General features: G+C 61.9%; 20 protein-coding genes and 1 pseudogene. 16 read left to right on the plus strand and 5 right to left on the minus strand.

Annotated elements, in window-relative coordinates; translation table 11 throughout:
• From RAC97_RS16180 to RAC97_RS16195, 4 genes are all read left to right on the plus strand, one after another.
• The coding region (locus RAC97_RS16180) for an RHS repeat domain-containing protein (protein WP_375100322.1) at nt 1-2,361 on the plus strand (2,361 nt) is incomplete at its 5' end.
• Nucleotides 2,362-2,539: 178 nt separating this feature from the next.
• Entirely contained in the window at nt 2,540-4,474 is a 1,935-nt protein-coding gene (locus RAC97_RS16185; RefSeq protein ID WP_375100323.1) for a hypothetical protein, read from the plus strand.
• Between the two features lie 132 nt (nt 4,475-4,606).
• A complete protein-coding gene (locus tag RAC97_RS16190) occupies nt 4,607-6,790 on the plus strand; it encodes an autotransporter outer membrane beta-barrel domain-containing protein (protein WP_375100324.1) in 2,184 nt (727 codons plus the stop codon).
• A 64-nt stretch (nt 6,791-6,854) separates the two neighbouring features.
• Nucleotides 6,855-8,312 carry a hypothetical protein gene (locus tag RAC97_RS16195; RefSeq protein ID WP_375100325.1) on the plus strand — a complete coding sequence of 486 codons (1,458 nt, stop codon included), beginning with the start codon at nt 6,855-6,857 and terminating at the stop codon, nt 8,310-8,312.
• Nucleotides 8,313-8,320: 8 nt separating this feature from the next.
• Here the strand turns inward: RAC97_RS16195 and RAC97_RS16200 are convergent, their stop codons facing one another.
• From RAC97_RS16200 to RAC97_RS16210, 3 genes are all read right to left on the minus strand, one after another.
• Nucleotides 8,321-9,064, minus strand: a complete 744-nt coding sequence (locus RAC97_RS16200) for a molecular chaperone (protein WP_375100326.1) — start codon at nt 9,062-9,064, stop codon at nt 8,321-8,323.
• Between the two features lie 63 nt (nt 9,065-9,127).
• Nucleotides 9,128-9,673 (minus strand): fimbrial protein, encoded by a 546-nt coding sequence (locus tag RAC97_RS16205; protein WP_375100327.1) that lies wholly within the window; start codon nt 9,671-9,673, stop codon nt 9,128-9,130.
• 185 nt (nt 9,674-9,858) lie between these two features.
• Nucleotides 9,859-10,269: a PA2817 family protein gene (locus RAC97_RS16210; protein ID WP_375100328.1), complete on the minus strand. Its 411-nt coding sequence runs from the start codon at nt 10,267-10,269 to the stop codon at nt 9,859-9,861.
• 177 nt (nt 10,270-10,446) lie between these two features.
• Between RAC97_RS16210 and RAC97_RS16215 the strand changes: the two genes are divergently transcribed.
• Nucleotides 10,447-11,940, plus strand: a complete 1,494-nt coding sequence (locus RAC97_RS16215; protein ID WP_375100329.1) for a hypothetical protein — start codon at nt 10,447-10,449, stop codon at nt 11,938-11,940.
• Between the two features lie 39 nt (nt 11,941-11,979).
• On the opposite strand, the gene RAC97_RS16220 is transcribed toward RAC97_RS16215, so the two are convergent.
• Entirely contained in the window at nt 11,980-14,427 is a 2,448-nt protein-coding gene (locus RAC97_RS16220) for an acyl-CoA dehydrogenase (RefSeq protein WP_375100330.1), read from the minus strand.
• Between the two features lie 195 nt (nt 14,428-14,622).
• Between RAC97_RS16220 and RAC97_RS16225 the strand changes: the two genes are divergently transcribed.
• The 3 genes from RAC97_RS16225 (at nt 14,623) to RAC97_RS16235 (ending at nt 17,098) form a co-directional block, all read left to right on the plus strand.
• Nucleotides 14,623-15,246, plus strand: coding sequence for a glutathione S-transferase (locus RAC97_RS16225; RefSeq protein WP_375100331.1), 624 nt, complete (start codon nt 14,623-14,625; stop codon nt 15,244-15,246).
• 143 nt (nt 15,247-15,389) lie between these two features.
• Entirely contained in the window at nt 15,390-16,322 is a 933-nt protein-coding gene (locus RAC97_RS16230; RefSeq protein WP_375100332.1) for an ABC transporter ATP-binding protein, read from the plus strand.
• A complete protein-coding gene (locus RAC97_RS16235) occupies nt 16,319-17,098 on the plus strand; it encodes an ABC transporter permease (RefSeq protein WP_375100333.1) in 780 nt (259 codons plus the stop codon). Before RAC97_RS16230 ends, RAC97_RS16235 begins: the two co-directional genes overlap by 4 nt.
• Nucleotides 17,099-17,110: 12 nt before the next feature.
• Here RAC97_RS16235 and RAC97_RS16240 read toward each other — a convergent pair.
• Nucleotides 17,111-17,608, minus strand: a pseudogene (locus RAC97_RS16240) (DUF2062 domain-containing protein); the annotation flags it as partial.
• Between the two features lie 141 nt (nt 17,609-17,749).
• Here RAC97_RS16240 and RAC97_RS16245 point away from each other — a divergent pair.
• From RAC97_RS16245 to murB, 8 genes are all read left to right on the plus strand, one after another.
• Nucleotides 17,750-19,975 carry a DNA internalization-related competence protein ComEC/Rec2 gene (locus RAC97_RS16245; RefSeq protein WP_375100334.1) on the plus strand — a complete coding sequence of 742 codons (2,226 nt, stop codon included), beginning with the start codon at nt 17,750-17,752 and terminating at the stop codon, nt 19,973-19,975.
• A gap of 80 nt (nt 19,976-20,055) precedes the next feature.
• Nucleotides 20,056-20,691, plus strand: a complete 636-nt coding sequence (locus RAC97_RS16250; RefSeq protein WP_375100335.1) for a MotA/TolQ/ExbB proton channel family protein — start codon at nt 20,056-20,058, stop codon at nt 20,689-20,691.
• Nucleotides 20,688-21,122 (plus strand): ExbD/TolR family protein, encoded by a 435-nt coding sequence (locus RAC97_RS16255; RefSeq protein ID WP_375100336.1) that lies wholly within the window; start codon nt 20,688-20,690, stop codon nt 21,120-21,122. The genes RAC97_RS16250 and RAC97_RS16255 overlap by 4 nt, the downstream gene beginning before the upstream one ends.
• Nucleotides 21,122-22,132: a tetraacyldisaccharide 4'-kinase gene (lpxK, locus tag RAC97_RS16260; protein ID WP_375100337.1), complete on the plus strand. Its 1,011-nt coding sequence runs from the start codon at nt 21,122-21,124 to the stop codon at nt 22,130-22,132. The genes RAC97_RS16255 and lpxK overlap by 1 nt, the downstream gene beginning before the upstream one ends.
• Nucleotides 22,133-22,173: 41 nt before the next feature.
• Nucleotides 22,174-22,359: a Trm112 family protein gene (locus tag RAC97_RS16265; protein WP_049861532.1), complete on the plus strand. Its 186-nt coding sequence runs from the start codon at nt 22,174-22,176 to the stop codon at nt 22,357-22,359.
• Nucleotides 22,356-23,120: a 3-deoxy-manno-octulosonate cytidylyltransferase gene (gene kdsB, locus RAC97_RS16270; protein ID WP_375100338.1), complete on the plus strand. Its 765-nt coding sequence runs from the start codon at nt 22,356-22,358 to the stop codon at nt 23,118-23,120. The genes RAC97_RS16265 and kdsB overlap by 4 nt, the downstream gene beginning before the upstream one ends.
• Nucleotides 23,120-23,584, plus strand: a complete 465-nt coding sequence (locus RAC97_RS16275; protein WP_375100339.1) for a low molecular weight protein-tyrosine-phosphatase — start codon at nt 23,120-23,122, stop codon at nt 23,582-23,584. The genes kdsB and RAC97_RS16275 overlap by 1 nt, the downstream gene beginning before the upstream one ends.
• On the plus strand, nt 23,581-24,600 hold the full coding sequence (murB, locus tag RAC97_RS16280; protein WP_375100340.1) for a UDP-N-acetylmuramate dehydrogenase: 1,020 nt from the start codon (nt 23,581-23,583) through the stop codon (nt 24,598-24,600). The genes RAC97_RS16275 and murB overlap by 4 nt, the downstream gene beginning before the upstream one ends.
• Nucleotides 24,601-24,674 lie beyond the last annotated feature (74 nt).

The raw sequence follows: 24,674 nt of genomic DNA on the forward strand, positions 1-24,674 counted from the left end.
AAAAGCACCTCCCTACGCCATGCAGAACTCCCGACCGACGCTCTGCTGCATGGTCGCCTCCTGGTGAGCACGCAACGGTTCAACGGCTTGCCGACACAGGTCGCGTATGCCTACGCCAAGCGTGGGCAGGTGCTGGAAGAGGTTCAGACCATCACCGGCTTCGATCATGACCAGCCGCTCCCGGACGGCTCCCGCAGCCATGTTCTCAAGATCATCACCTTGCAGCACTCGGTGTTGATCAACCAGCCATTGCTGACCCGCGACGACAACGATGTAGAGATTGCCTATCTCTACGACGCCCTGCGGCGAGTTGTGCGGGAAACGGTGGCCCCGGGTGATCCGGATCTTGAGGCTACGCGCAAGTACACCTACCAACTGGTCAGCGGGCCCGGTGGCCAGGCCACTCAGACGGAAGAGGATGTCAACGGCGTGGTCACACAGACGCTGGTCGACGGGCTCAACCGTGTGGTGGCGCGTTTGCGCCAGGACGCCGACAACCCGGACCTGGCCCTGCGGGGGCAATTGCGCCCGATTTACCGCGCTCGTTACGACGCGTTGGGCAATCAGGTGGAGCAGACCGAGCTGGACTGGCTGGATTACGAGGGGCAGGCGCCTAGGGAGCTGCCATTGTCCCGGCAATTCCTCTTCGATGGCTGGGGCAATCCGTACTGTGAGATCGCCTCCGACCAGGTGCGCCACTTCGACCGGCTCGACCCGATTGGCACGCGGCTCTGGCAAGGGCCGCAGCAGACAAGCTGGCGCGAGTCCGCCGATGGCACTCTGCGCACCGGCAAGACCGTCACCTGGCTTACGTTGTTCGATGAGCCGACGCGCGAGGAGCGTTTCGACGCTGACGGCTTGTCCCAGAGCGTGAACCAGCTGTTCTACGATGGGCTGCAGCGCAAGGCGCGTGAAGTGAATGCCCGCAACGAGGTCAAGCAGTTCACCTATGACGCGTTTGACCGACTGGCTGAAGAGACGCTGGCCGATGACAACGTGGTGTATCGGGATTATGCGCGCCATAGCGGCGAGGACTTGCCGGTACGGATTCGCGTCGGCGATGTGGTGCTGGGCGAGCAACGCTTCGACGGCCTGGACCGCATGATCGAGTCGAACACCGGCGGGCGTTTACGCCAGTTCAGCTACGAACCCGGGCAGATCAAGCCGAGCCAGGTCAGGACGCCGGCTGGGCAACTGGTCGAGTACCGTTATCTGCCACAGCTCAGTGAAGAACCGGTGATGCGCCAGATCACCTCGCAACAGATCCGCACTGACTATGACTACGACGGCAAGAACGCGCGCCTGCAGCGCTGCGAGGAGCATGGCCAGGTGATGAGCCGGGCGTATTTCAGCCATGGCGAGGTCCGCCGCGAAACCCGAGAGTATCAGGGCCAGACGCACACCATGCACTATCAGACCAGCCTGTTAGGCCGCCAGCTGGGTTACCTCGACGTGCTGGGCAACCTGCAGTCGTATGAGTACGACGCTCATGGCCGCTTGACCCGGACGGCGTTGTCGGGGATCACCAGCGAGTTTGGTTACGATGCGCTGGGGCGGATGAACAGGATCGACACCCGCGAGGGTGATCGTTACCTCATCACGACGCTTCATCACGACGACTTCGATCGTGAGGTACGGCGCGATTTCGACACGGGGGATACCCGTCAGAGCTTGTCGCAGGCATACGATGGCGAGGATTCGATCGTCACCAAGACGTTGAGCGAAGGCAGCACACTCTTGCGCCACGAGACCTTCGAATACGACGTGCGCGCACGTCTGGTCCGCTATGAGTGCGAGGGCAGCGTATTGCCCGAGGACCCCTATGGCAAAGTGATTCAGCGGCAGGTGTTCAGGTTCGATGCGCTGGACAACATCACCCGGGTCCAAACCACGTTTGCCGAAGGCGTCAATCTGGCGAACTATTACTTCGAGAACGAGGATCCGGTGCAGTTGAGCCGCATCGAGAACAGCCACGCCGACTACCCTGCGCAGATCGACCTGGCATACGACGCCGATGGCAATCTCATTCGCGACGAGGCGGGGCGCATGCTGAAGTATGACGGGCTCGGGCGCCTGGTCAGGGTCGAGGCGCCAGCAGTGATCGAGAGCGCTTTCGATGAGGACGGCAACTCAGTCTGGGATGATCGCGGCCGAAGGCTGACGGCCGATGCCAGTGGCAAGCTGCTCAAGGTAGGCGTGCCTTCAGCGACCACCGTTGCCGTCGATGTCCCGTCCAGGGCAAACCTGACGCCCATGCGTGAAGCCGATGGCCGGTTGCTGTGGTGCGAGAGTATCGCGCCGGGGGAGGGCTCGACTTATGGTTATGACGCGCTCGACAGGCTGACCAGCCAGGAAAGCTGAACGAGGAGCCGCTAAGGTCTGCAGTAAAAAGGCCCGCCCGCAAAGGCGGGCCTTTCAGTTGAGGGTGTGCCGACCTGACAAAAATGCCAGTAGCCGATCTTTTTTTGCTGATGAAAAATTGCAGGGGCAGCGGTAGCGAGTTTTCCCATTAGCGAAAGTCACGGCGGAGAAGTGGCAAATGAACGAATTCATTTATGCACCGGTGAATACGAAAAGGCGAAAAGGTAAAGGTGTATTCAGACAGCAAACGCCAGCGCCGATTGTAGCGCCTGAAGTTCTGGCTGATGCCAATGACAATACAGTCAAGGTCACATACTTGCGGGCCGGTGGTCCTGCTCTGATTGTCACGGTTGAAGATCCCTGGATCCTGCCGACAGAACCTGGCGATGAGGACTATTTTGAAATCTATCATCTGCAAACCGATACCACTGTCTTGCAAGAAACGTTTGTGCCCGGGGATGAAGCGCGCTTCCCATTCAGTATTACGATTCCCCAGGAAATGATCGAGGTTTGGGGGGAAGGCCAAAACACGTTCATCTACAAAGTGGAGCATTACAATGGGTCCTATAGCGATTCGGCACCGCTGGTGCTGCTCTTCGACCGCTTTGCACCCTACGATCAGTTGCCACCCGTTAAAATGCCAGATATTACCGATATCACGAGTGCCAACATCGATGACGTCGAGCTGACCATACCGAATTATTCCGACTTCATGCCGGGTGATCGAGTCTTTTGGTGGTGGGGCACTGACCTCCCTTCAGACCCCACTATTGTACCGCCCACCGGGAATGCGCCTGTCCTCGCGAGTGGGACGACAATTCCGGTCGCTCGGAGTGTGATCGAAGCGACGGGCAATGGCGGTGTCGTTGCGCTCTACGTGCTGATGGACAAGGCGGGCAACAACAGTTCGCCCTCTGTCTACACCCAGGTCGGTGTTGCCCTGGGGGATCTGCCGGACAACCTTCAGGACCCTGTGGTACCGCGGGCGGCCAAGGGGCGGATCATCCAGGAGGATGCGGCGGCTGGCGTGGTAGTTCAGGTGCCGGAGTTCGATCATTGGATTGCGAGCGATGAACTGTGTGTCAGTTGGGGCGCTCATGTGTTCGACTGGAGCGCCATCGGCGAGGCCAGGCCATTCCCGCTTGAGTTCACCATTCCCAGCGAAGTGCTGAAGGCCCAGTACGGTAGCGCTACCGGTGACCTGGCCACGCCCGTTGCCTACGAGGTAAGGCGCGGCACCGTCAAGCAAGGACGGCGAGAGATCGAGGTCGATGTCAACCTCGAAACCATCGGCCCTGTCGACCCGGATTGGCCGGACCCGGTCAACTCGCTGCTTGAACTGGCAAGGGTGGTCGGCGAAGCGGGAGAAGAGAACTTCCTTACGGAGGACGACGAGGGTCTAGATGCCACGATCCATCTCGAGGTAAACACTGCCCTTCAGGAAGATGACCTGATCCAGTTCTACTGGGACGAAGAGCTGATGTCGAATGCCGACCATACAGTGCTGCCTGGGGAGCCCGGTACAACAATCGAGAAAACAGTACTTTGGGAGGTCATCAACAGAAGGGGAAATGCGATCGTTCCCGTTCGCTACACCGTGACGCGGCCGGGCAATCCGAACACGATCAGTTCCAGAGACACCGCGGTTCGGGTCGAGGCCGTTAACATTTATCCTGAAGCCCCCGAGTTTCTTAAAACCACCGCGAATGGTTGGTTGAACTGCAACTCGATCTACGAAGACGATAATGACACCGATCCCGCCGTGCGCGTACAAGTGCAGGACTTGAGCCAATATGGTCTCAAAGTTGGCGATACGGTCGTCATGCATTGGCGGGCGTTATATGCTCGAAACGGAGATGATGCGGTACCGGACACCGACTGGGATGAGTCGATAGAGTTGGATGGCACTAACCTCGGTGGGTTTGTCTGGAGGATTCCCTACGTTGAATATGTTCAACCCATTTATGACAAGGACAATGGCAGGCCCGATGGCCGTGGGAGAGCGCACTTCGACTTTACGCTCGCCGGTAGGGTTTATACATCAATGGTGAAAGAGGCCGTAGTGTCAATGCATAATGGCGTGGTGACATGTCCTTTGCGACCAACTCCTTGAGAAATGACTCACGGCGGGTGTCAATTCGCTTCTTTGACGATTTTTCCTACATGATTTTCGGAATCTCGCGTGTATCGTGCCGTCCTTGAAATTTGGGCGGTATCTAGACGTGTGAATATTCGAGGTGGTTTCATGAGTGTTGAGAAGTTTGGGTTGCATCCGCTGGTGCAGGCTCTGCTGCTGATATCGGCGGCAACAATGAGTTTCTCGGTATCTGGGCGTACTGTCGTGGACCGCGAACTGGTCATCGATTCCAGTACCCCTGCCGACGATTACATCGTCAACACTGGCGGCAAGCTGGTGGCAAATGGTGCCACGATGAATGAGGTCGGCTTGCGTGGTGGGTCACTCGAAATGAGTGGCAGTTCGCTGACGGCAACGGGGGCCGACGGGGTAAACCTGCAACCTGGGAGCCACGCCGCCATATCCGCCAATTCGCGCGTGACCAGTGACCGGTTCGGGTTGCGGTTGCTGCGCACTGGTCTGAATGGATCATCGGCGACCGTTACCGACAGCTATGTCGAAGGGGCGTCGGGGGGCGCGACGCTCTCGGGTGCCTCGACGCTGAATCTGCAGGGCAGTACCCTGGTCGGCGGCGGTACCAGTAGCGCCGCCACACTGTTCGGCGATGCCGTGCTCAATGCCCGCAACAGCCAGCTGATCGGAGGTGGCGCTGGCCTGATCATCCGCGGTGACGCAGCGTTCACCGATGCCACCACTGTCGTTCTCGACGGCACCACGGTCATCGGCCAGGATGGTTCGGCGATCGTCGTCGGCGTTGGGTCGGGCGAGCCTGCCAAGGCTGATATCCGTGTCGGTCCTGGTTCGAGCCTTCAAGGCAGCAACGGGACGATTCTGGAGATCAGGAGCGGCTCCAGCGCTTCGATGTACGTCGATGGCAGCGACCTGGTCGGTGACGTCGTCGCGCAGGCCGGCGCCAGCGCCAGCATCGCCCTGGACAACCGCGCCAGCCTGACCGGCCGACTGGAGAACGTCGAGGCATTGTCCATCGCCAACCAGGCACGCTGGAACATGGTCGAGGACACCACCCTGGGTAGCCTGACCCTTAACGGTGGCTCGGTGCGATTCGGCGAGGGCACCGAGTACCTGCGCCTGAGCGTGGGTGATCTCAGCGGCAGCGGCACGTTCGTCATGGATGCCGATTTCAGTACCGGGCAGACCGACTTCCTCGACGTGACCGGCACCGCCACCGGCCAGCACAGTCTGCTGGTCGGTAGCAGCGGCGCTGACCCGGTCACGGAGAACCAGTTGCACCTGGTGCGGGTGGCCGCAGGCGATGCCACCTTCTCGCTGCTCAATGGCCCCGTCGATCTCGGCGCTTTCTCCTATGAACTGGTACAGCGCGGCAACGACTGGTTCCTCGATGGTTCGCGCAGGCTCATCAGCCCGGGAACGGCCTCGGTGCTGGCGCTGTTCAACACCGCGCCAACAGTCTGGTACGGCGAACTCAGCACCCTGCGCAGCCGCATGGGCGAACTGCGCCAGGATGAGGGCAGGGCGGGGGGCTGGGTCAGGGCCTATGGCAACAAGTTCAACGTATCGGCCATGTCCGGTGGTGCCTACCAGCAGGTCCAGCAGGGCTTCTCGCTGGGTGCCGACGCCCCTTTGCCAATCGGTGACGGGCAGTGGCTGGTTGGGGTATTGGCTGGACACAGCAGCTCTGACCTGAACCTCGAGCGTGGCGCCTCGGCCGACGTCAAGAGCTACTACCTGGGCCTGTACACCACCTGGCTTGATGCCGCGAGCGGCTATTACTTCGACGGTGTGGTCAAGCTCAACCGCTTCGACAACAGCGCTGACGTCACCCTCAGCGATGGCAAGCGTACCAAGGGCGATTACGACAACATGGGGGTGGGTGTTTCCGCCGAGTTCGGCCGGCATATCGAGCTTGCCGACGGTTACTTCGTCGAACCCTATACCCAATGGTCTGCCGTTGACATCCAGGGCAAGGACTATCACCTGGACAACGGCCTGCGAGCTCAAGGCGATGACACCCGCTCGCTGCTCGGCAAGGTCGGTGCCAGCCTTGGTCGTACCTACGACATGGGGGATGGTCGGTTCGCCCAGCCTTATGTGCGACTGGCTTACGCCCATGAGTTCGTCAACAACAACCAAGTCGAAGTCAACGACAACCGTTTCGATAACGACTTGTCCGGTTCGCGAGGCGAAATCGGTGCTGGCCTGGCGGTGTCGTTGGGCGATCGGTTGCAGTTGCACGCCGATTTCGACTACAGCAACGGTGCAAAGATCGAGCAGCCTTGGGGGGCCAATGTGGGGCTGCGCTACAGCTGGTAGTGCAAACATCAAGGGCAGGCGTTGAGCCTGCCCTTTCTTTTTTCCATGCATGCAGGAGTAGAACATGATCGGTGTCGATGCTGCTCGGCCGTTGGCCACTGCCGATTTGCCCGAGCCTGGTGTACCGCAGGCGCTGCCTGATATTCCAGGCGGCGAGCCCAATCTGATGCCGGTGTCGGCATTGAACCAGCCGGTACGGCTCACGTTCACACTCTGGAATATTTCCGATCCCGCGCCTGACGCTCCCGAGTCGGTCATTTTCTACTGCAATGGCATTGAGGTGGTCCGCAAGCGCTGGGAGGCGCCGCTGGCAGAGGACGAGCGTTACGTGGAGGTGCGGCCGGAGGTTTTCGCCGAGGGCACATTGACGTTCGATTACCAAGGGTTGGTCTACAACGGCACCGAACTTCACTCCAGCCCGCTGACCGTGACGGTGGACAAGACCCCGCCTGTGTTGGGCGGTGACCGAGGGCGGGGGCAGTTGCTGTTTCCCGAGCTGGGGGACGATACGCTGACCGAAGACTTCCTTGCCAGGCACCAGGATCTGTTGGTGGCCGAAGTGCCCGATTATCTCCACCCAGCGCCCGGTGACACGATTGTCTATTTCTGGGACCGCGGGCTGTTCGACGATGACTGGGCTGGAGAGTGGGTGCTGACCCAGGAGGACATCGGGCGACCGCTGCGGTTCTCCTACAGTGGCGATCTGATTCGCGAGCGCGGCGATGGTGTGCGCTATGCGCAGTATGAGGTCCACGACCGCGCCGGCAACCGCAGCGCTGTGGCCAGCCCCAAAGATCTGCAGGTGGCCGCGCAACCTGCGCCTCGGGTACTCCCCGCTATTGAGATTCCGCTGGTGGACGGCAGTGGCCAGGCAAGCGAACTACCCCTGATGCAGTTGCAGAGTGATCTCGGCCTGGTCATCCCGCAGGCAGCGGTCATCAGGCCAGGTGAGCAGTTCGAACTGGTCTGGGCGGATGAAGACGCTTTCGGCCATTGGCTCGAACCGGGGCAGGAGGGCAAGCGAGACTACAGCCTGCCGCTGGCGAAGATAGTTTCCATGGCCGGCAAGGTCGTGCCGCTGTACTACCAGGTGTATGTCGAGGGGGCTGCGCAAGTATCGGTACGGCGTGAGATCAGGGTCGTGGCGGTACCGCAGAACAACATGCCGAGCTCGCAACTGAACAGCAAAAATGGCGGCACACTGGTTGTATCGGAGTTGACAGCGGATCTGCTGGTGACGCTGGGCACTTGGCGGCACATAGGACTCGAGCAGCGGGTCTCGATCTGGGTTGAGGGTGTGGGGCCCACACCACGGCACTCCGTACTTGACAGCTACAAGCTCACCGCGACCGATGTGCAAAGGGGTATCGGCAGCAGTGGCAGCGTCAAGCTTCCCTTGTCCTATGTGCGGCAGCTTTCGATTGGCAGTCAGATGGTCGTATCCGCCATGCTCAGCTACGACGATGGTGAGACCTGGCCACGCTCGCCGAACTTCCCAAGGACGACGTTTACGCTGGCCTGAGGGCCTCCTCATGGGGCGTTGCTGGTGAGTTGCTGAGTGAGGGCCGGGGTGCTGCCACCGTAATCGCCAAGGGTGGTGAACGTGACGCTGAGCTTGCCCGAGGGTGCTGAGGGGGGCAGCTCGTAGCGCTGGCGTCCAAAAGGCGCGACCATTTCGCGGGCGTTGAGCTGCTTGGTCCCGCCAGCGCCGGAAACTTCCAGCCGGCCAAGGGTGAAGTGATACGGCGAGGGGTTGTCGACCACCAGCTGTCGCTTGCCATCGACTTTTTCCACCGACCATTTCAGCTGGCTGAGGTAGGCAGCGGGGCTGCCCTGCAACTGGCTGGGGCGATAGAACAGCTTGATGCGCGTGCGCAAGGCGATGTTGAGGCTGTTGTGATCATGCTCCGAATCGACCTGGGGGATTTCCTGCAGATTGAAATAGAACAGCGACTCGCGATCCTGTGGCAGGTCGTTGGGCAGGCGGTTGATCTGTATCGATTGTTCATCGCCCGGGTCCAGGCGGAACAGCGCGGGCGAGGCAATGAGCGGTACGCTGGTGGTGGTGTCGTCCGTTTCGGTGTTGACCCACGCCTGAGCGGCATATGGGCGCTGACTGGGGTTGCCAACGGTGACCGAACTGCTGTTTCGGTCGCTCTCATGAACGATGCGGCTGTTGCTGAGGGTCAGGGCTGCGCTGGCGCTGTCGAGGCAGCCCAGCAGCGCCAGCAAGCAACTTGCCGAACGAAAGTGTCGGAAAGGGTGGAATGACATTGTGGGTCCTGGCGGATGTTGATGAACGTCGGTTTCCGGGTGCGATCGCACCCGGAAAGCCAGTTACGGCAGGCTGACCGTGAAGCCGACGTTGGCCATGGCGGGGCCAGACGTTACCGGTATGCCGATGGCCTCATACCTGGCAGAGAACGGCATCATGGTTTCGACCTGCTCATCGACTTGGTAATCCATCGATGCGGTGCCTGGTGCCAGCTTGGTGTCACTGTCGTCGAAAATGGCAACCGCTAGATTGTCAGCGCTGCCAGGCATCAGCCGATACAGGTCGTTACCCGGGCCGATGGCACCGCCCTGGGAGTCGAACGTGACCTGCACCTCGGTGCCCGGGGCGATTATGCAACCGCCGCCAGGGGTGATTTTCAGGGCAAACCGGGCTTCGGTCGTGTGGTCGCCCACTTGTTCGAATTGCGAGGCGCGAGGATGGCCGAGCATCACGCGGGATGGAATACCGGTGGTCGGGTCGACGACTTCGATCGGGCAGGGACCGGCGTCGGTCACGGTACCGTAAAAGTTGATGGTGCCGGTTTCCGGCGCCGCGATGGCAGCGCTGCTGGCGAATACCAGGGCCAGTGGGGTGAATATTTTTTTCACTGCAACTCCTACTCGTGTTCAATGTTGGCATGCGTTGAACGCATGAAGCGTCCTGGATGGATAGAGGCTTCCAGAACGCCGAGCAGAGTAGGGAAAGACGGGGCGGATAAATGTAAGGAGATTCGCGGTTTGGCTGTGCCTTTTCGTCACAGGCCTCGCGCCAGAGCGGCGCAAGGCCCGTCCAATCAGTGCCCGTTTTGCTCGTGCGGCATGCTAAGTAGTTGCTTTTGTTGGTGCCAGTCGAACGCCTCACCGCTCTGTTCGGCTTCGTAACGACGCTCTTCCAACTGCTGGTACAGGTCCAGTTCCTCATCAGGCATGAAGTGCAGGCAATCACCAGCGAAGAACCACAGAAGATCACGAGGCACCAGGTGGGCGATCTGCGGGTAGCGCTGGATCACCTGGCAGATCAGATCCTGGCCCAGGTACTGGCTCTCCAGCGGATCATGCGCCAGCACGGTCAGCAGTTCGTCGAAGCGCTCGAGGAACAGGGCGTGGCTTTCCTCCGGTACCTGTTCGGCATCACCCAGCGCGGCCAGGATGGTGCGCAAGTGGTGGAGCAATTGCATGTGGTAGTCCAGGTGGGGGGTGGCCATGAACATTTCCTCGGTATTGATTGAAGCGGGGGCGAAGTATACGTCCGATCACAGGAAGGGTGGAGTGGGTAGGGCTAGCTGGCGAATTCAAGCGTTGTTCAACTGTTAACTATGTCAGTTGTGGCGGCTCTGTTAGAAAAGGCTCTATGTGAATCATCCTCACAATGGTGATTCGCCATGAATGTTAACGAAATCTCGGATAGCGATAGATTGAAAGGTTGGGTTGGCTGTTTGGGTTATCCCCTGAGCCGCCTCAACGAAGCGCTGCAGAGCGCGCACAAAAATTCGCCAGGCCGCCCTCTTTATTTGGAAACCGTTATTACACCTGGCACTGCGTGGTCCGCCTTCCGAGGGACCGTCAGCGCACCACTTCTGCAGTTCGGAGAGGGTACCGGCACCCAGGCGATGCTGACGGTGAGTCGAGAAGTGTCCAAGGCTATTCATCTGGTTCTCGGGAAAGACTCAGGACGCAAGCACAGAGAGGTCCGCCAGGTTGAGGCTGATTGGAGCAGCGAGGGAACCTTGTCCGCAGAGACTGAGGTATTCAACCACGTGGGTAGCTATCAGGCGGATGGGAGCATTGTCCTCAACTGGAGATCACGCCCTCGTTACAGCTTCATTCAGGGGGACGTGGACGACCCTACCAAGGCTGCCAGATTAGCCGAAGGGCTGGAGGAAATAGGCGAGCCTATGGGCTGGCTTGGCAAGCGGGAATATCTGTCGCCGCCGTTGGTCGGGGCTCGATTCCGATTGGTGGTCGATACTGGATTGCTTGGGTTCAGAGAGGTATGGCTGTACTTCTCCACCTTGCGCGAAGCCGACGGACGTGTCGAGGCAAGAAGCCAGGATCTGCTGATTTACGTGACGTGCTACCTTGATTTGCTCAAGCTCGAGGCGGCTGGCAACTGGGAGGGTAATGACCTCTTGCAACTGCCGTACGTTCTTTATCCTTCAGGCAAATTGATTGCGGGTGAGTGGAAAGAGCTTGCGGGAAACGTCTACGAGATGAAGTTCACCCGCTTACGGGGAGCATCAACCGATGAGGCCACTGAGCCGTCCGCCCTTTCACTCGTGACCAACCCTGTTGCAAGGGTGGTTCAGCGTGGCCAGCAGCCCCTGCGACTCGAACATAACGGGGGTGCCCTGGCGGTCGACATGACGCTGCGCCAAGGTGGCGTGGGAGCGATCGAGCAGATGGAGGGTGCCTGGTACTACCGTCCCCCCGTGCTCATGGACCCAGGTGCCCTCTACGACGCACAAGGCAAGACGCAGCAGCTGCCTGCGCTGAAATCCAGCGTGATGGCCCCTGCCAACGTGGATTTCATCGATACCACGCTCCGTAATCTCAAGACCACCTCGGCATGCCTCATATTCAACGTCATGCAGACGCATTTCCTTCGCATGAGCATGATCGATGGGCAGTTGTACCTGCGCTTGTGGTACATCGACAAGAGTGGCGCCGAGGTGCCTGTCAACACTGCGTTGACCGAGTGGAGCGTGTTGGCCGGTAACGGCAAGATTTCCCAGGAGGGAGGGTTCGTACCAGGGCAGGCGCTCAGCGGCTGTACCGTCATTCAAGCTGTCGAGCCGGATGACAGGAGATGGTATTGGGCCGTCATTATCATCCCCGACCTTGATCCGGATGAGCTGCTGAAGCTACAGAGTGAATAGGTATCGGCCTCGCCATCGTGTGCGAGGCCGGTACTGTATTCAGCGCGTCTTTCCTGGGGTGGGTGTCAATGTTTGCTTGTCGAACGCATCGACATCGATCACTTGCCGTCGTGCGTCTTCTGCTCGTTGCAGCCTGTGCTGTTCCTCGGCTGTGATCACTCCTGCATCGACCGCCGCTTGGAGCTTTGATTGGCCAGGCGACGGATGCAGCTTGCCTTCCCGGCTAGCTTGGTGAAGCGTCTTGTGCAGCACGGCCACATCGTCCAGCAGATCGCTGGCCCGCTGCAAGGCGGCCACCGGGTCGCCGTCGGCTTGGGGCCTGAAGCATCCCGCCAGCAGTTCCTCCAGGGCAGGGTCACCTTTATGCCTGCCAATCAGCTCTGCGACTTCGGCATCCAGCGCGTCACTCGGGCCGTGATGTTGGCGCCCGAACGGGAACACCAGCACGCTCAGGGCACAGCCAAGCAAGCGGTTGGGGAAATTCTCGAGCAGAGCGCTCAATGCCTTTTCCGCCTGCCCCAGGCTTTCTTCCATGGCCCAACGCAACAGGGGGCGCATGTGCTCAGGTGAGCCCAGGTCGTGGTAGCGCTTGAGGGCAGCCGAGGAGAGGTACAGGTAGCTAAGCACATCGCCCAGGCGCGCACTCAGCCGTTCCCGGCGCTTGAGGGCGCCGCCGAGCAGCATCATCGACAGGTCCGCCAGCACAGCGAACGCGGCCGCTTGGCGGTTGAGGGCGCGGAAATAGCCCTGGCTCAGGGCATCGCCAGGCACCTGCTCGAAGCGTCCCAGACCCAGCCCAAGCACTAATGTGCTGGCGGCGTTGCCTGCGGCGAACATGACATGCTTCATCAACAGGTCATCGAACTCGCTCACTGCCTGTTCGTGGTCGTCACGACTTGCCAGGGCCATTTCCTTGAGAACGAAGGGATGACAGCGGATGGCGCCCTGACCAAAGATCATCAGGTTGCGTGAAAGAATGTTGGCGCCTTCGACCGTGATGAAGATCGGTGCGCCTTGCCAGTTGCGGCCCAGGTAGTTGTTGGGCCCCATGATGATGCCCTTGCCGCCGTGCACGTCCATGGCGTGCTGGATGCACTCGCGGCCGCGCTCGGTGAGGTGGTACTTGAGAATCGCCGAGAGCACCGAGGGTTTTTCGCCCAGGTCTACCGCCTTGGCAGTTAGCAGACGGGCACTGTCCATCAGCCAGGCGTTGCCGCCGATGCGTGCCAACGACTCCTGGATACCTTCGAAAGCGGCCAGCGGCACGTTGAACTGTTCACGGATATTGGCGTATTGGCCAGTGACCAGGCTGGTGTACTTGGCCGCGCCGGTACCCACTGCGGGCAGGGAAATGGAGCGGCCCACCGACAGGCAGTTCATCAGCATCATCCAGCCTTTGCCGAGCATCTCCTGGCCGCCAATGAGGAAGCTCAGCGGCACGAACACGTCCTTGCCGCTGTTGGGGCCGTTCATGAAGGCGGCGCCAAGGGGCAGGTGGCGCTTGCCGATCTCAACACCCGGTGTGTCGGTGGGAATCAGCGCCAGGCTGATGCCCAACTCCTCTTTTTCCCCCAGCAGATGGTCGGGGTCATAGGCCTTGAATGCCAGGCCCAGCAGGGTGGCGACCGGGCCCAGGGTGATGTAGCGCTTTTCCCAGTTGAGGCGCAAGCCGAGCACCTCTTCGCCGTTCCACTGGCCTTTGCAGATGATGCCGGTGTCAGGCATGGCACCTGCGTCGGAGCCGGCCAGTGGACCGGTGAGGGCGAAACAGGGGATTTCTTCGCCACGCGCCAGGCGTGGCAGGTAATGGTTGCGTTGCTCGTCAGTGCCATAGTGCAGCAGCAATTCGGCCGGGCCGAGGGAGTTGGGCACCATCACCGTGGAGGCCAGGTCGCCGCTGCGGGTGGCCAGCTTCATGGCCACTTGCGAGTGGGCATAAGCGCTGAAGCCCTTGCCGCCATATTCCTTGGGAATGATCAGTGCGAAGAAGCCGTGCTGCTTGATGTGGGCCCAGGCTTCGGGTGGCAGGTCGAGGTCCTGGCCGATCTGCCAGTCGCTGACCATGGCGCAGAGCGCTTCGGTGGGGCCGTCGATAAATGCCTGTTCTTCCTCAGTCAGCTTGGGCGCGGGATAGTCGAGCAGGGTGTGCCAGTCAGGTCGCCCGCTGAACAACTCACCGTCCCACCACACGGTACCGGCGTCGATCGCCTCGCGTTCGGTCTGCGACATTGGCGGCAGGGTGCGCTTGAACCAGTTGAACACCGGGCCGGTCAGTACCTTGCGGCGCCATTGCGGCAGCAGCAGGACTGCGGCTTTGAACGCCAGCACCAGCCAGATCAACGCCAGCAACCAGCCGGGCGCAGAGCTGAAGATACCCATCGCCAGCACATAGGCGGCGATGATTCCGAGAATCTGCAGGGGCGCCAGGCGCCGGTGCGTGAGATACGCCGCGCCGATCACCAGTACCACCAACCACAACAGCAACATAGACCTTCCTCCATGGCACAGGGGCTCGAAGCCAACCCAGAGAGCTTAGACCGCCCACCGGGTATGGCCCGCTCTGAACAGTGACAGGGTGTGGCAGGAGGAGTTCGCAGGGGGTTCAGCCAGGCTGTTCTATTCATCAACGTCGCTGGCTTCTTGGGTTAGACTGGACGACCTTCACTCAATCAGGACGTTACCATGCTGAAGATCTGGGGCCGGAAGAACTCGAGCAATGTGCGCAAGGCACTGTGGATCGCCCATGAACTGGGCCTGGAGTTCGAGTCGATCGACGCCGGTGGCGCCTTCGGCGTGGTCAACGAACCGCATTACCGGGCACGCAACCCCAACGGCCTGGTGCCGATGCTCGAGGATGGCGACCTGGTGCTTTGGGAGTCCAATGCCATCGTGCGTTACCTCTGCGCTGAATACGGCAGCGAGCAGGGCTGGTACCTGGACGACCCGCGTCAGCGTGCCCAGGCCGACAAATGGATGGACTGGACCACCTCGTCCTTTGCCACGCCGTTCCGCCCGTTGTTCTGGGGCCTGCTGCGCACGCCCGAGGAACAGCGCGACTGGGTGGCGATCAACGCAGCGCACAAGGCTTGCGCCGAGTTGCTGTCGCTTGCCGACCAGGCGCTGGCGCATCAGCCGTACTTGTCGGGGGAGCGGATAGGCATGGGTGACATTCCACTGGGTTGCTTCGTCTACGCCTGGTTCGAGATGCCGATCGAGCGTCCCGAGATGCATCACCTGCGCGCCTGGTACGAGCGGTTGAAAGCGCGCCCGGCCTACCAGGCCGCAGTGATGACTGCGCTGACCTGATCGAACACCTCGGCGGTTTCGATAGTCACTATCGATACGCATGACTGTACTTGCGCGGCCTGGCCTTGCACCATGGCCGCACTCACTGCGCCAGTGAACGCACCTGGCGTGTCCTGAACCTATTTCTCGGTACCTGGCCCGCTATGAGTTCCGCCCTGTCCATAAGACAGCTGACCAAAACCTACGGCAATGGCTTTCAAGCCCTCAAAGGCATCGACCTAGATGTTGCCGAAGGTGATTTCTTCGCCTTGCTCGGCCCCAACGGCGCCGGCAAGTCCACTACCATCGGTATTCTCTCGACCCTGGTGAACAAGACCAGTGGCACCGTCAACGTGTTCGGCCATGACCTGGACCGCGAGCCTGCTGCGCTCAAGCGCAACCTTGGCGTGGTGCCCCAGGAGTTCAACTTCAACCAGTTCGAGAAGACCTTCGACATAGTCGTGACCCAGGCCGGCTACTACGGCATCCCGCCCAAGTTGGCCAAGGAGCGCGCCGAGCAGTACCTGACCCAGCTGGGCCTGTGGGACAAGCGCGACGTGCAGTCGCGCGCCCTGTCCGGTGGCATGAAGCGCCGCTTGATGATCGCCCGTGCGCTGATCCACGAACCGCGCCTGCTGATTCTCGACGAGCCTACCGCCGGGGTGGACATCGAGCTGCGTCGCTCGATGTGGACCTTCCTCAGCGAGCTGAATGAAAAAGGCATCACCATCATTCTCACCACTCACTACCTCGAGGAAGCCGAGCAGCTGTGCCGCCATATCGGCATCATCGACCACGGTACCATCGTCGAGAACACCAGCATGCGCAAGTTGCTGGGCAAGCTGCATGTCGAGACCTTCGTCCTCGACCTCAAGCAGGAACTGGCCGGCGCCCCGCTGCTGCAGGGCTACCCCTGCCGGTTGCTGACCCCGCACAGCCTCGAGGTGCAAGTGGACAAGGACATTGGCATCACCGCGCTGTTCGGCCAGTTGGCACTGCAGAACATCGAGGTGCTGAGCCTGCGCAACAAGACCAATCGACTCGAGGAGCTGTTCGTGTCCCTGGTGGAAAAAAACCTTAACAAGGTGGCGGTATGAGCCTGGACCTTCGCACCAACTGGGTCGCCCTGAACACCATTGTCTACCGTGAAGTGCGGCGGTTCCTGCGGATCTGGCCGCAGACCCTGCTACCGCCAGCGATCACCATGGTGTTGTACTTCGTCATCTTCGGTAACCTGATTGGTCGGCAGATCGGCGACATGGGTGGCTTCACCTACATGGAGTACATCGTGCCGGGCCTGATCATGATGTCGGTGATCACCAACTCCTACGGCAACGTGGTATCGAGCTTCTTCGGCAGCAAGTTCCAGCGTTCGATCGAGGAGCTGATGGTGTCGCCGGTGTCGCCCCACACCATTCTCGTAGGCTACGTGCTCGGAGGGGTGCTGCGCGGCTTGGCGGTGGGCGTGATCGTCACGTTGCTGTCGATGTTCTTCACCCATTTGCAAGTGCATCACCTGGGCGTGACCGTGGTGGTGGTGGTGCTGACCGCGACCATTTTCTCCCTGCTGGGCTTCGTCAACGCGGTGTTCGCGCGCAACTTCGACGATATCTCGATCATCCCGACCTTCGTGCTGACACCGCTGACCTATCTGGGCGGGGTGTTCTATTCGATCAACCTGCTCCCACCGTTCTGGCAGACCGTGTCGTTGGCCAACCCCGTGCTGCACATGGTGAATTCGTTCCGCTACGGCATCCTAGGGGTTTCGGACATCAGCATTGGCTCGGCGATCACCTTCATGCTGGTGGCCACCGCCGTGCTTTACGGCATTTGCGTGCGCTTGCTGGTCAGCGGACGCGGCATGCGTGCATGACGCCCTGAGCTTGCGCCGCCGCCACTGCCGACCGACCCACCAACGCCAGTAGAGCATGGTCAGGCAGTAGGCGAGGGCGCCCAGTACCACGCCACACACTACCGAACCAAGCAGGAAGGGTTGCCAGACCGTGGAAAGCTGGTCGGTGATCCATTCAAAAGTCAGTTCCTCCGGCAGGGTGCGCGGAGGAACCTGCATCAGCCAGGCGCCGGTCATGTAGGTGACGATGAACACCGGCGGCATGGTCAGCGGGTTGGTCAGCCAGACCAGGCTGACGGCGATCGGCAGGTTGCCTCGCACTGGAATGGCCAGGGCGGCGGCCAGCAGCATCTGCATGGGAATGGGGATGAGCGCCGCGAACAGGCCAACGCCCATGGCCCGGGCCACCGAATGGCGATTCAGGTGCCAGAGGTTGGGGTCATGTAGCAGTTTGCCGAAGAAGCGTAACGACTTGTGTTCCCGAATGCTGGTCGGGTCCGGCATGTAGCGTTTGAAAAGTCGGCGCGGCATGTAGGCTCCCGGGGCTCGAATGCGGGCAGTATGCCTTGATTCCATCTCAGCCTTGTTCAGAGTTTGTGACAATTGTTGAGCGAGTAGAGGGTCGATTGCACCTAGCCTGATGGGCCGTGGTGTTTTTCGGAGCTCTATTTCATGCGCACAGGGATGATCGCGCTGGCACTTGGGCTGCTCGGCCTGAGGTTCTTGCCTGTCTTGCCGTCTGTCGGATGGCTTTTCCTCATTGCTGTGTTGGGTATTGCATGCCTGCGCACGCGCTTGTGGCCGCTCGGCTTCATGGCGTTGGGCCTGGTATGGGCCTGTGTGTCGGCGCAGCAGGCGCTCGACGACCGCCTGCCCGCCGAGTTGGATGGGCGCACCTTGTGGCTGGAGGGCAGGGTAGTGGGGCTGCCAACGCAAACCGAGCAGAGCGTTCGCTTTGAAATCGAGGACGCCGCCTCGCGCCGCGCCGAGCTGCCGCGGCGCCTGCAACTAAGCTGGTTCGACGGCCCGCGGGTCACGGCCGGAGAACGCTGGCGCCTGGCAGTCAACCTGCGCCGCCCCCATGGTTTGCTCAACCCCCATGGCCCCGATCGGGAGGCCACCTTGCTGGCGCGCCGGGTCGGCGCAACCGGCATGGTCAAGGCCGGGCAGTTGCTGGCCCCTGCCAGTGGAGGCTGGCGCGACGTACTGCGCCAACGCTTGCGGGCGGTCGATGGCAATGGTCGGGAAGCGGCCCTGGCGGCGTTGGTGCTGGGCGATGGCGGCGGGCTGTCCCAGGAACTGTGGCAAACCTTGCAGGCCACCGGCACGGTACACCTGCTGGTGATTTCCGGGCAACACATCGGCCTGCTGGCCGGGCTGATCTACGGGCTGGTGGCCGGTCTGGCGCGACTGGGGGCCTGGCCGCGAAGGGCGCCTTGGCTGCCGTGGGCCTGCGGCTTGTCGATGGTAGCGGCGCTGGGCTATGGCGCGTTGGCTGGGTTTCAGGTGCCGGTGCAGCGTGCATGCCTGATGTTGGCGGTGGTGCTGCTCTGGCGTTTGCGTTTTCGCCACCTGGGTGCATTCGTGCCGCTGTTGCTGGCACTGGTATGCGTGCTTCTGGTCGAGCCGCTGGCCAGCTTGCTGCCGGGGTTCTGGCTGTCATTCAGCGCAGTCGCGGTACTGAGCTACTGCTTCAGTGGTCGGCTAGGGGGTTGGCGTCCTTGGCAAGCCTGGAGCCGGGCTCAGTGGGTAATCGCCTTGGGCCTTTTGCCAGCGTTGCTTGCGCTGGGGCTACCGGTCAGCGTCAGTGGGCCTTTTGTCAATCTGCTGGCAGTGCCGTGGGTTGGCCTGGTCATACTTCCCTTGGCATTGCTCGGCACGTTGCTGCTGCCATTGGCAGGGTTGGGCGAAGCGTTGCTCTGGCTGGCCGGTGGAGCGCTCGATGTGTTGTTTCGGCTGCTGGCGTGGGTGGCCGCTTGGCAGCCCGCCTGGCTTCCACCGCCAGTGCCGACGTGGGCTTGGTTTCTGGTTAGTCTTGGGGCGCTACTGATGTTGCTGCCAAGGGGGGTGCCATTGCGCGGCCTGGGTGCTGTCATGCTACTGGCTCTTTGGGTGCCCAGGCCTACCATGCCCGAGGGGCAGGTGGAGGTCTGGCAACTGGACGTCGGGCAGGGCCTGGCAGTACTGCTGCGTACCCGCAATCACGCGCTCTTGTATGATGCGGGCCCGGCCAGCGGCGCCTACGACCTGGGAGAGAGCGTGGTACTGCCCACGTTGCGCAAGCTTGGCGTGCGGCAACTGGACCTGCTGCTGGTGAGCCATGCCCATGCCGATCACGCCGGTGGCGCGGCTGCGATCCAGCGTGGCATGCCGGTCGCCTGGGGGCTGGCGGGCGAGGCAAGTGATTTGGCGCAGGCGCTGGATGCCCGGGCCTGCCCTTCTGGCGAGGGCTGGCAATGGGATGGGGTCAGCTTTTCGTTGTGGCAGTGGCCCGCCGCGCAAACCAGCAACGATCGTTCCTGCGCACTGTTGGTGGAGGCCGGTGGCGAGCGGCTGTTGCTCGCCGGGGATATGGAGGCAGGGGCCGAGCGAGCCTGGCTGGCTGCCACCGAGGATCCGCGCCTGGACTGGTTGCAGTCGCCCCACCACGGTAGTCGCAGTTCGTCCAGCGAACCGTTCATTCGTGCTACCTCACCACGCGGGGTGTTGATTTCCCGGGGGCGCCACAACAGCTTCGGCCATCCGCACCCACAGGTCATGGCGCGTTACCTGCGCCATGGCCTGGCGATCCACGACACCGCGATCGACGGCGCATTGCGCCTGCAACTGGGAACCCGGGGCGAAGCCTTGAGCACACGCGGGCAGCGGCGCTTCTGGCGCCAGCCGAGCGATGGCTGAGCCACAGCCTGACCTCCGGCAGATGAGCGACCTGCGCGCCTATGGTAGAGTGGCGGCCTTTTTCCAGGGGGATGCGCACTGTGTGGGAATTGGTCAAGTCCGGTGGTTGGATGATGCTGCCGATCATTCTGAGCTCCATCGCTGCCATGGCGATCGTCATCGAACGCCTGTGGACCCTGCGCGCCAGCCGCGTGACCCCACCGCACTTGCTGGGCCAGGTGTGGATGTGGATCAAGGACAAGCAACTGACCAGTGACAAGCTCAAGGCTCTGCGCGCCGATTCGCCGTTGGGAGAGATCCTTGCGGCAGGCCTGGCCAACTCCCGCCATGGCCGCGAGATCATGAAGGAATGCATCGAGGAGGCCGCCTCCCGGGTCATCCACGAGCTCGAACGCTACATCAGCACCCTCGGCACCATTGCCGCCATGGCCCCGCTGCTCGGCCTGCTGGGCACGGTGCTGGGCATGATCGACATCTTCAGCGCCTTCATGGGGTCGCAGATGACCGCCAACGCCTCGGTGCTCGCCGGTGGCATCTCCAAGGCCTTGGTGACTACCGCAGCCGGCCTGATGGTGGGTATCCCGGCGGTGTTCTTCCACCGCTTCCTGCTGCGCCGCATCGATGAACTGGTAGTGGGCATGGAGCAGGAGGCGATCAAGCTGGTCGAGGTGCTGCAAGGCGACCGCGAGGTCGAGGTGGCCGGAGGCAAGGCGTGAAGTTCCGGCGCAATCGTCAGCGCGAGAACGTGGACATCAACCTGGCGTCGTTGATCGACGTGGTGTTCGTCCTGTTGCTGTTCTTCGTGGTCACCACCACCTTCACCCGCGAGACGCAACTGCGCGTGGAATTGCCGGAAGCCGCCACCGGCGCGCCGGCGCCAGCGGAGCAGGGCAAACGCATGGAGCTCACCATCAGCGCCGAGGGCGTCTATTCGCTGAACAACCAACTGCTGCCCAAGAGCGACCTGGCCACGTTGACCGAGGCTTTGCAGCGCGAGTCTGGCGGCGACAACCAGTTACCGCTCTCGATCAGTGCTGATGGCAAGACGCCGCACCAGGCCGTGATCACCGCAATGGACGCTGCCGGCAAGCTCGGCTTCAGTCACTTGCGCATGACCACCGTCGAGGCGGCCCAGGGGACACCCTGATGGCGCTTGCCGACCGCTTGCTTGCCGCGTGGTACGCCGGACACCCCGCCCTGGTCCTGTTGCGCCCGTTGGAAGTGTTGTACCGATATGTGGTAACACGCAAGCGCGCACGCTTTCTCAGCGGTGACAGCCCCAGCTACCGCGCGCCGGTGCCGGTGATCGTGGTCGGTAATATCACTGTGGGCGGCACTGGCAAGACACCGATGATCCTCTGGCTGATCGAGCATTGCCGACGCCAGGGCCTGAAGGTAGGCGTGGTCAGTCGTGGCTATGGCGCCAAGCCACCCAGCTTGCCTTGGCGGGTCGAGGCGCAGCAAAGCGCCGAGCATGCGGGCGACGAGCCCTTGCTGATTGTCCAGCGTACAGGCGTGGCGTTGATGATCGACCCTGATCGCTCCCGCGCCGTGCGCGCCCTGCTGGCACATGAGCCGCTGGATTTGATCCTCTGCGATGATGGCATGCAGCATTACCGTCTGGCCCGCGACCTGGAACTGGTGTTGATCGATGCCGCCCGCGGCCTGGGCAACCGGCGCTGTCTGCCGGCCGGCCCGCTGCGTGAGCCGGTCGAGCGACTGGCCGAGGTGGGTGCAGTGCTGCATAACGGAGCCGCTGCCGACCCTGCCGGCGGTTTCGCCTTCAGCCTGCAGCCCAGTGCCCTGGTCAACCTGCGTAGCGGCGAGCGCCGCGCGCTCGATCACTTCCCGGCAGGGCAGGCGCTGCATGCGGTCGCCGGCATCGGTAACCCCCAGCGTTTCTTCAATACCCTGCTGGCGCTAAACTGGCAGCCTGTGCCGCACCCCTTCGCCGACCATGCCCAGTTCAGTGCTCAAAGCCTGGCCTTCGAGCCCCCCCTACCGTTGGTGATGACCGAGAAGGACGCGGTGAAATGTCGTGCCTTCGCCGCGGGCGATTGGTGGTACCTCGCCGTCGATGCCGTGCCGTCGCCGGCGTTCGTCACCTGGTTCGATGGGCAGCTCGCAGGTTTGCTGTCGGCTCAACGGCAGCCCTGAAACTTTCACAACTTCGGCCTCCGGGTCTCAAGGACGCATTCATGGACACCAAACTGCTCGATATCCTGGCCTGCCCGATCACCAAGGGGCCGCTCAAGCTCAGCGCCGACAAGACCGAACTCATCAGTAAAGGTGCAGGCTTGGCCTACCCGATTCGCGATGGTATCCCGGTGATGCTGGAAACCGAGGCGCGCACCCTGACCGACGACGAGCGTCTGGACAAATGAGCCTGAACTTCACCGTGGTGATTCCTGCCCGGCTGAGCTCCACGCGCCTGCCGGGCAAACCTTTGTTGGCGATTGCCGGCAAACCGATGGTCCAGCATGTCTGGGAGCAGGCCTGCAAGAGCGGCGCCAGCCGCGTGGTCATCGCCACCGACGATGTCAGCATCGTCGAGGCGTGCCAGGCCTTTGGCGCCGAGGTGTTGCTGACCCGCGCCGACCACGAGTCGGGCACCGATCGCCTGGCCGAAGTTGCCGCGCGCCTGGGCTTGCCGGCCGATGCCATCGTGGTCAACGTGCAGGGTGACGAGCCGTTGATTCCACCGGTCATCATCGACCAGGTCGCCGCCAACCTCGCCGCGCACCCGGAAGCGGGCATTGCTACCCTGGCCGAGCCGATCCATGCGCCGGAAACCGTATTCAACCCCAATGCCGTCAAGGTCGTCAGCGACAAGCACGGTCTGGCGCTGACCTTCAGCCGCGCGCCGCTGCCCTGGGCGCGTGACGCCTTCGCGCTGAACCGCGAGCAGTTGCCGACAGACGTGCCGTATCGCCGTCATATCGGCATGTACGCCTACCGTGTCGGCTTCCTTCAGGACTTCGTCAACTGGGGCCCATGCTGGCTGGAGCAAACGGAAGCGCTGGAGCAATTGCGTGCCTTGTGGCACGGAGTGCGCATTCATGTCGCGGATGCCATCGAGGCGCCGGCAGTGGGGGTAGACACCCCTGAAGACCTGGAGCGCGTAAGGCGCTTGCTGGAGGCCTGATGCGCGTCCTGTTCGTCTGCCTCGGCAACATCTGTCGCTCGCCTACCGCCGAAGGCGTTCTGCGTCACCAGCTCGAGGCCGCAGGCCTGGGCGAGGTGGTTCATGTGGCCTCCGCCGGCACGGGTGATTGGCACGTGGGCAACGCGCCCGACAGCCGTACCTGCCAGGCAGCGTTGGTGCGTGGCTACGATCTTTCGCATCAACGTGCACAGCAGGTCACGGCCGCCCACTTCGCCGAATACGATCTTGTCCTGGCCATGGACAAGAGCAACCTGACCAACCTCACGGCGTTGCGCCCATATAATGCACGCGCTGAGCTCGACCTGTTCCTGCGCCGCTATGGGGCGGCCGTCCACGAGGTGCCGGACCCTTACTACGGCGGCGCCGAAGGCTTCGAGCAGGTATTGGACCTGATCGAGGACGCTTGCCGCGAGTTGGTCGTGGAAATCAAGGGGCGCCTATGACTCAGCGCTGGCAGGAGCAGGTATCGCTCAAGCCCTACAACACCTTCGGTATTGATGTTCGCGCGCGCTACTTCGCCCAGGCCCACGACGATGAGCAGGTTCGCCAGTCTCTTGCCCAGGCTGCGCAACGCGAGGTGCCGGTGATGGTCATCGGTGGCGGCAGCAATTTACTGCTCACCCGCGATGTCGATGCCCTGGTGTTGCACATGGCCAGTCGCGGCCGGCGCCTGCTCAGTGACGATGGCGAGCGGGTGGTGGTGGAGGCCGAGGCCGGTGAGCCCTGGCACCCGTTCGTGCAATGGAGCATCGAGCAGGGCTTGTGCGGGCTGGAGAACCTCAGCCTGATCCCCGGCACCGTGGGCGCCGCGCCCATGCAGAACGTCGGCGCCTATGGCGTGGAGATCAAGGACGTGTTCGCTGGCTTGACCGCGCTGGACCGCGTAACCGGTGAGTTGCAGGATTTCGACCTGAATGATTGCGCCTTCGCTTACCGTGACAGCGTGTTCAAGCGCAATCCGGGGCGATGGTTGATCCTGCGGGTGCGTTTTGCGCTGAGCCGAACATTGCTTGCGCACCTGGACTACGGCCCGGTTCGCCAGCGTCTGACCGAGCAAGGCGTGGCGCAGCCGACCGCGCGGGCCATCAGCGATGCCATCTGTAGTATTCGTCGTGAAAAGCTGCCTGACCCTGCCGAGTTGGGCAATGCCGGCAGCTTCTTCAAGAACCCTGTAGTGCCGGCTGTATTGGCCCAGCGTATCCGCAACAACTATCCGGGTGTAGTGGCTTACCCGCAGGCGGATGGCCAGGTGAAGCTGGCCGCTGGCTGGTTGATCGAGCAGGCTGGGTGGAAAGGGTATCGGGAAGGTGATGCCGGGGTGCACCGCCTTCAGTCGCTGGTGTTGGTGAACTATGGCCAGGCGACGGGGGAGCAGTTGCATGCATTGGCGCGCAAGATCCAGGCGGATGTGCTCGAGCGCTTCGGCGTAGCGCTGGAGATGGAACCGAACCTGTACTGAGCCAAGCCCCGAAAGGACGCGAAGCCTGGCCTTTTGCACAAAAAGCCGGGCAAGAAAAAGCCCCGCCAGTTCGC

It is taken from the genome of Pseudomonas sp. LS_2, from assembly GCF_042709235.1.
Taxonomy (GTDB): domain Bacteria; phylum Pseudomonadota; class Gammaproteobacteria; order Pseudomonadales; family Pseudomonadaceae; genus Aquipseudomonas.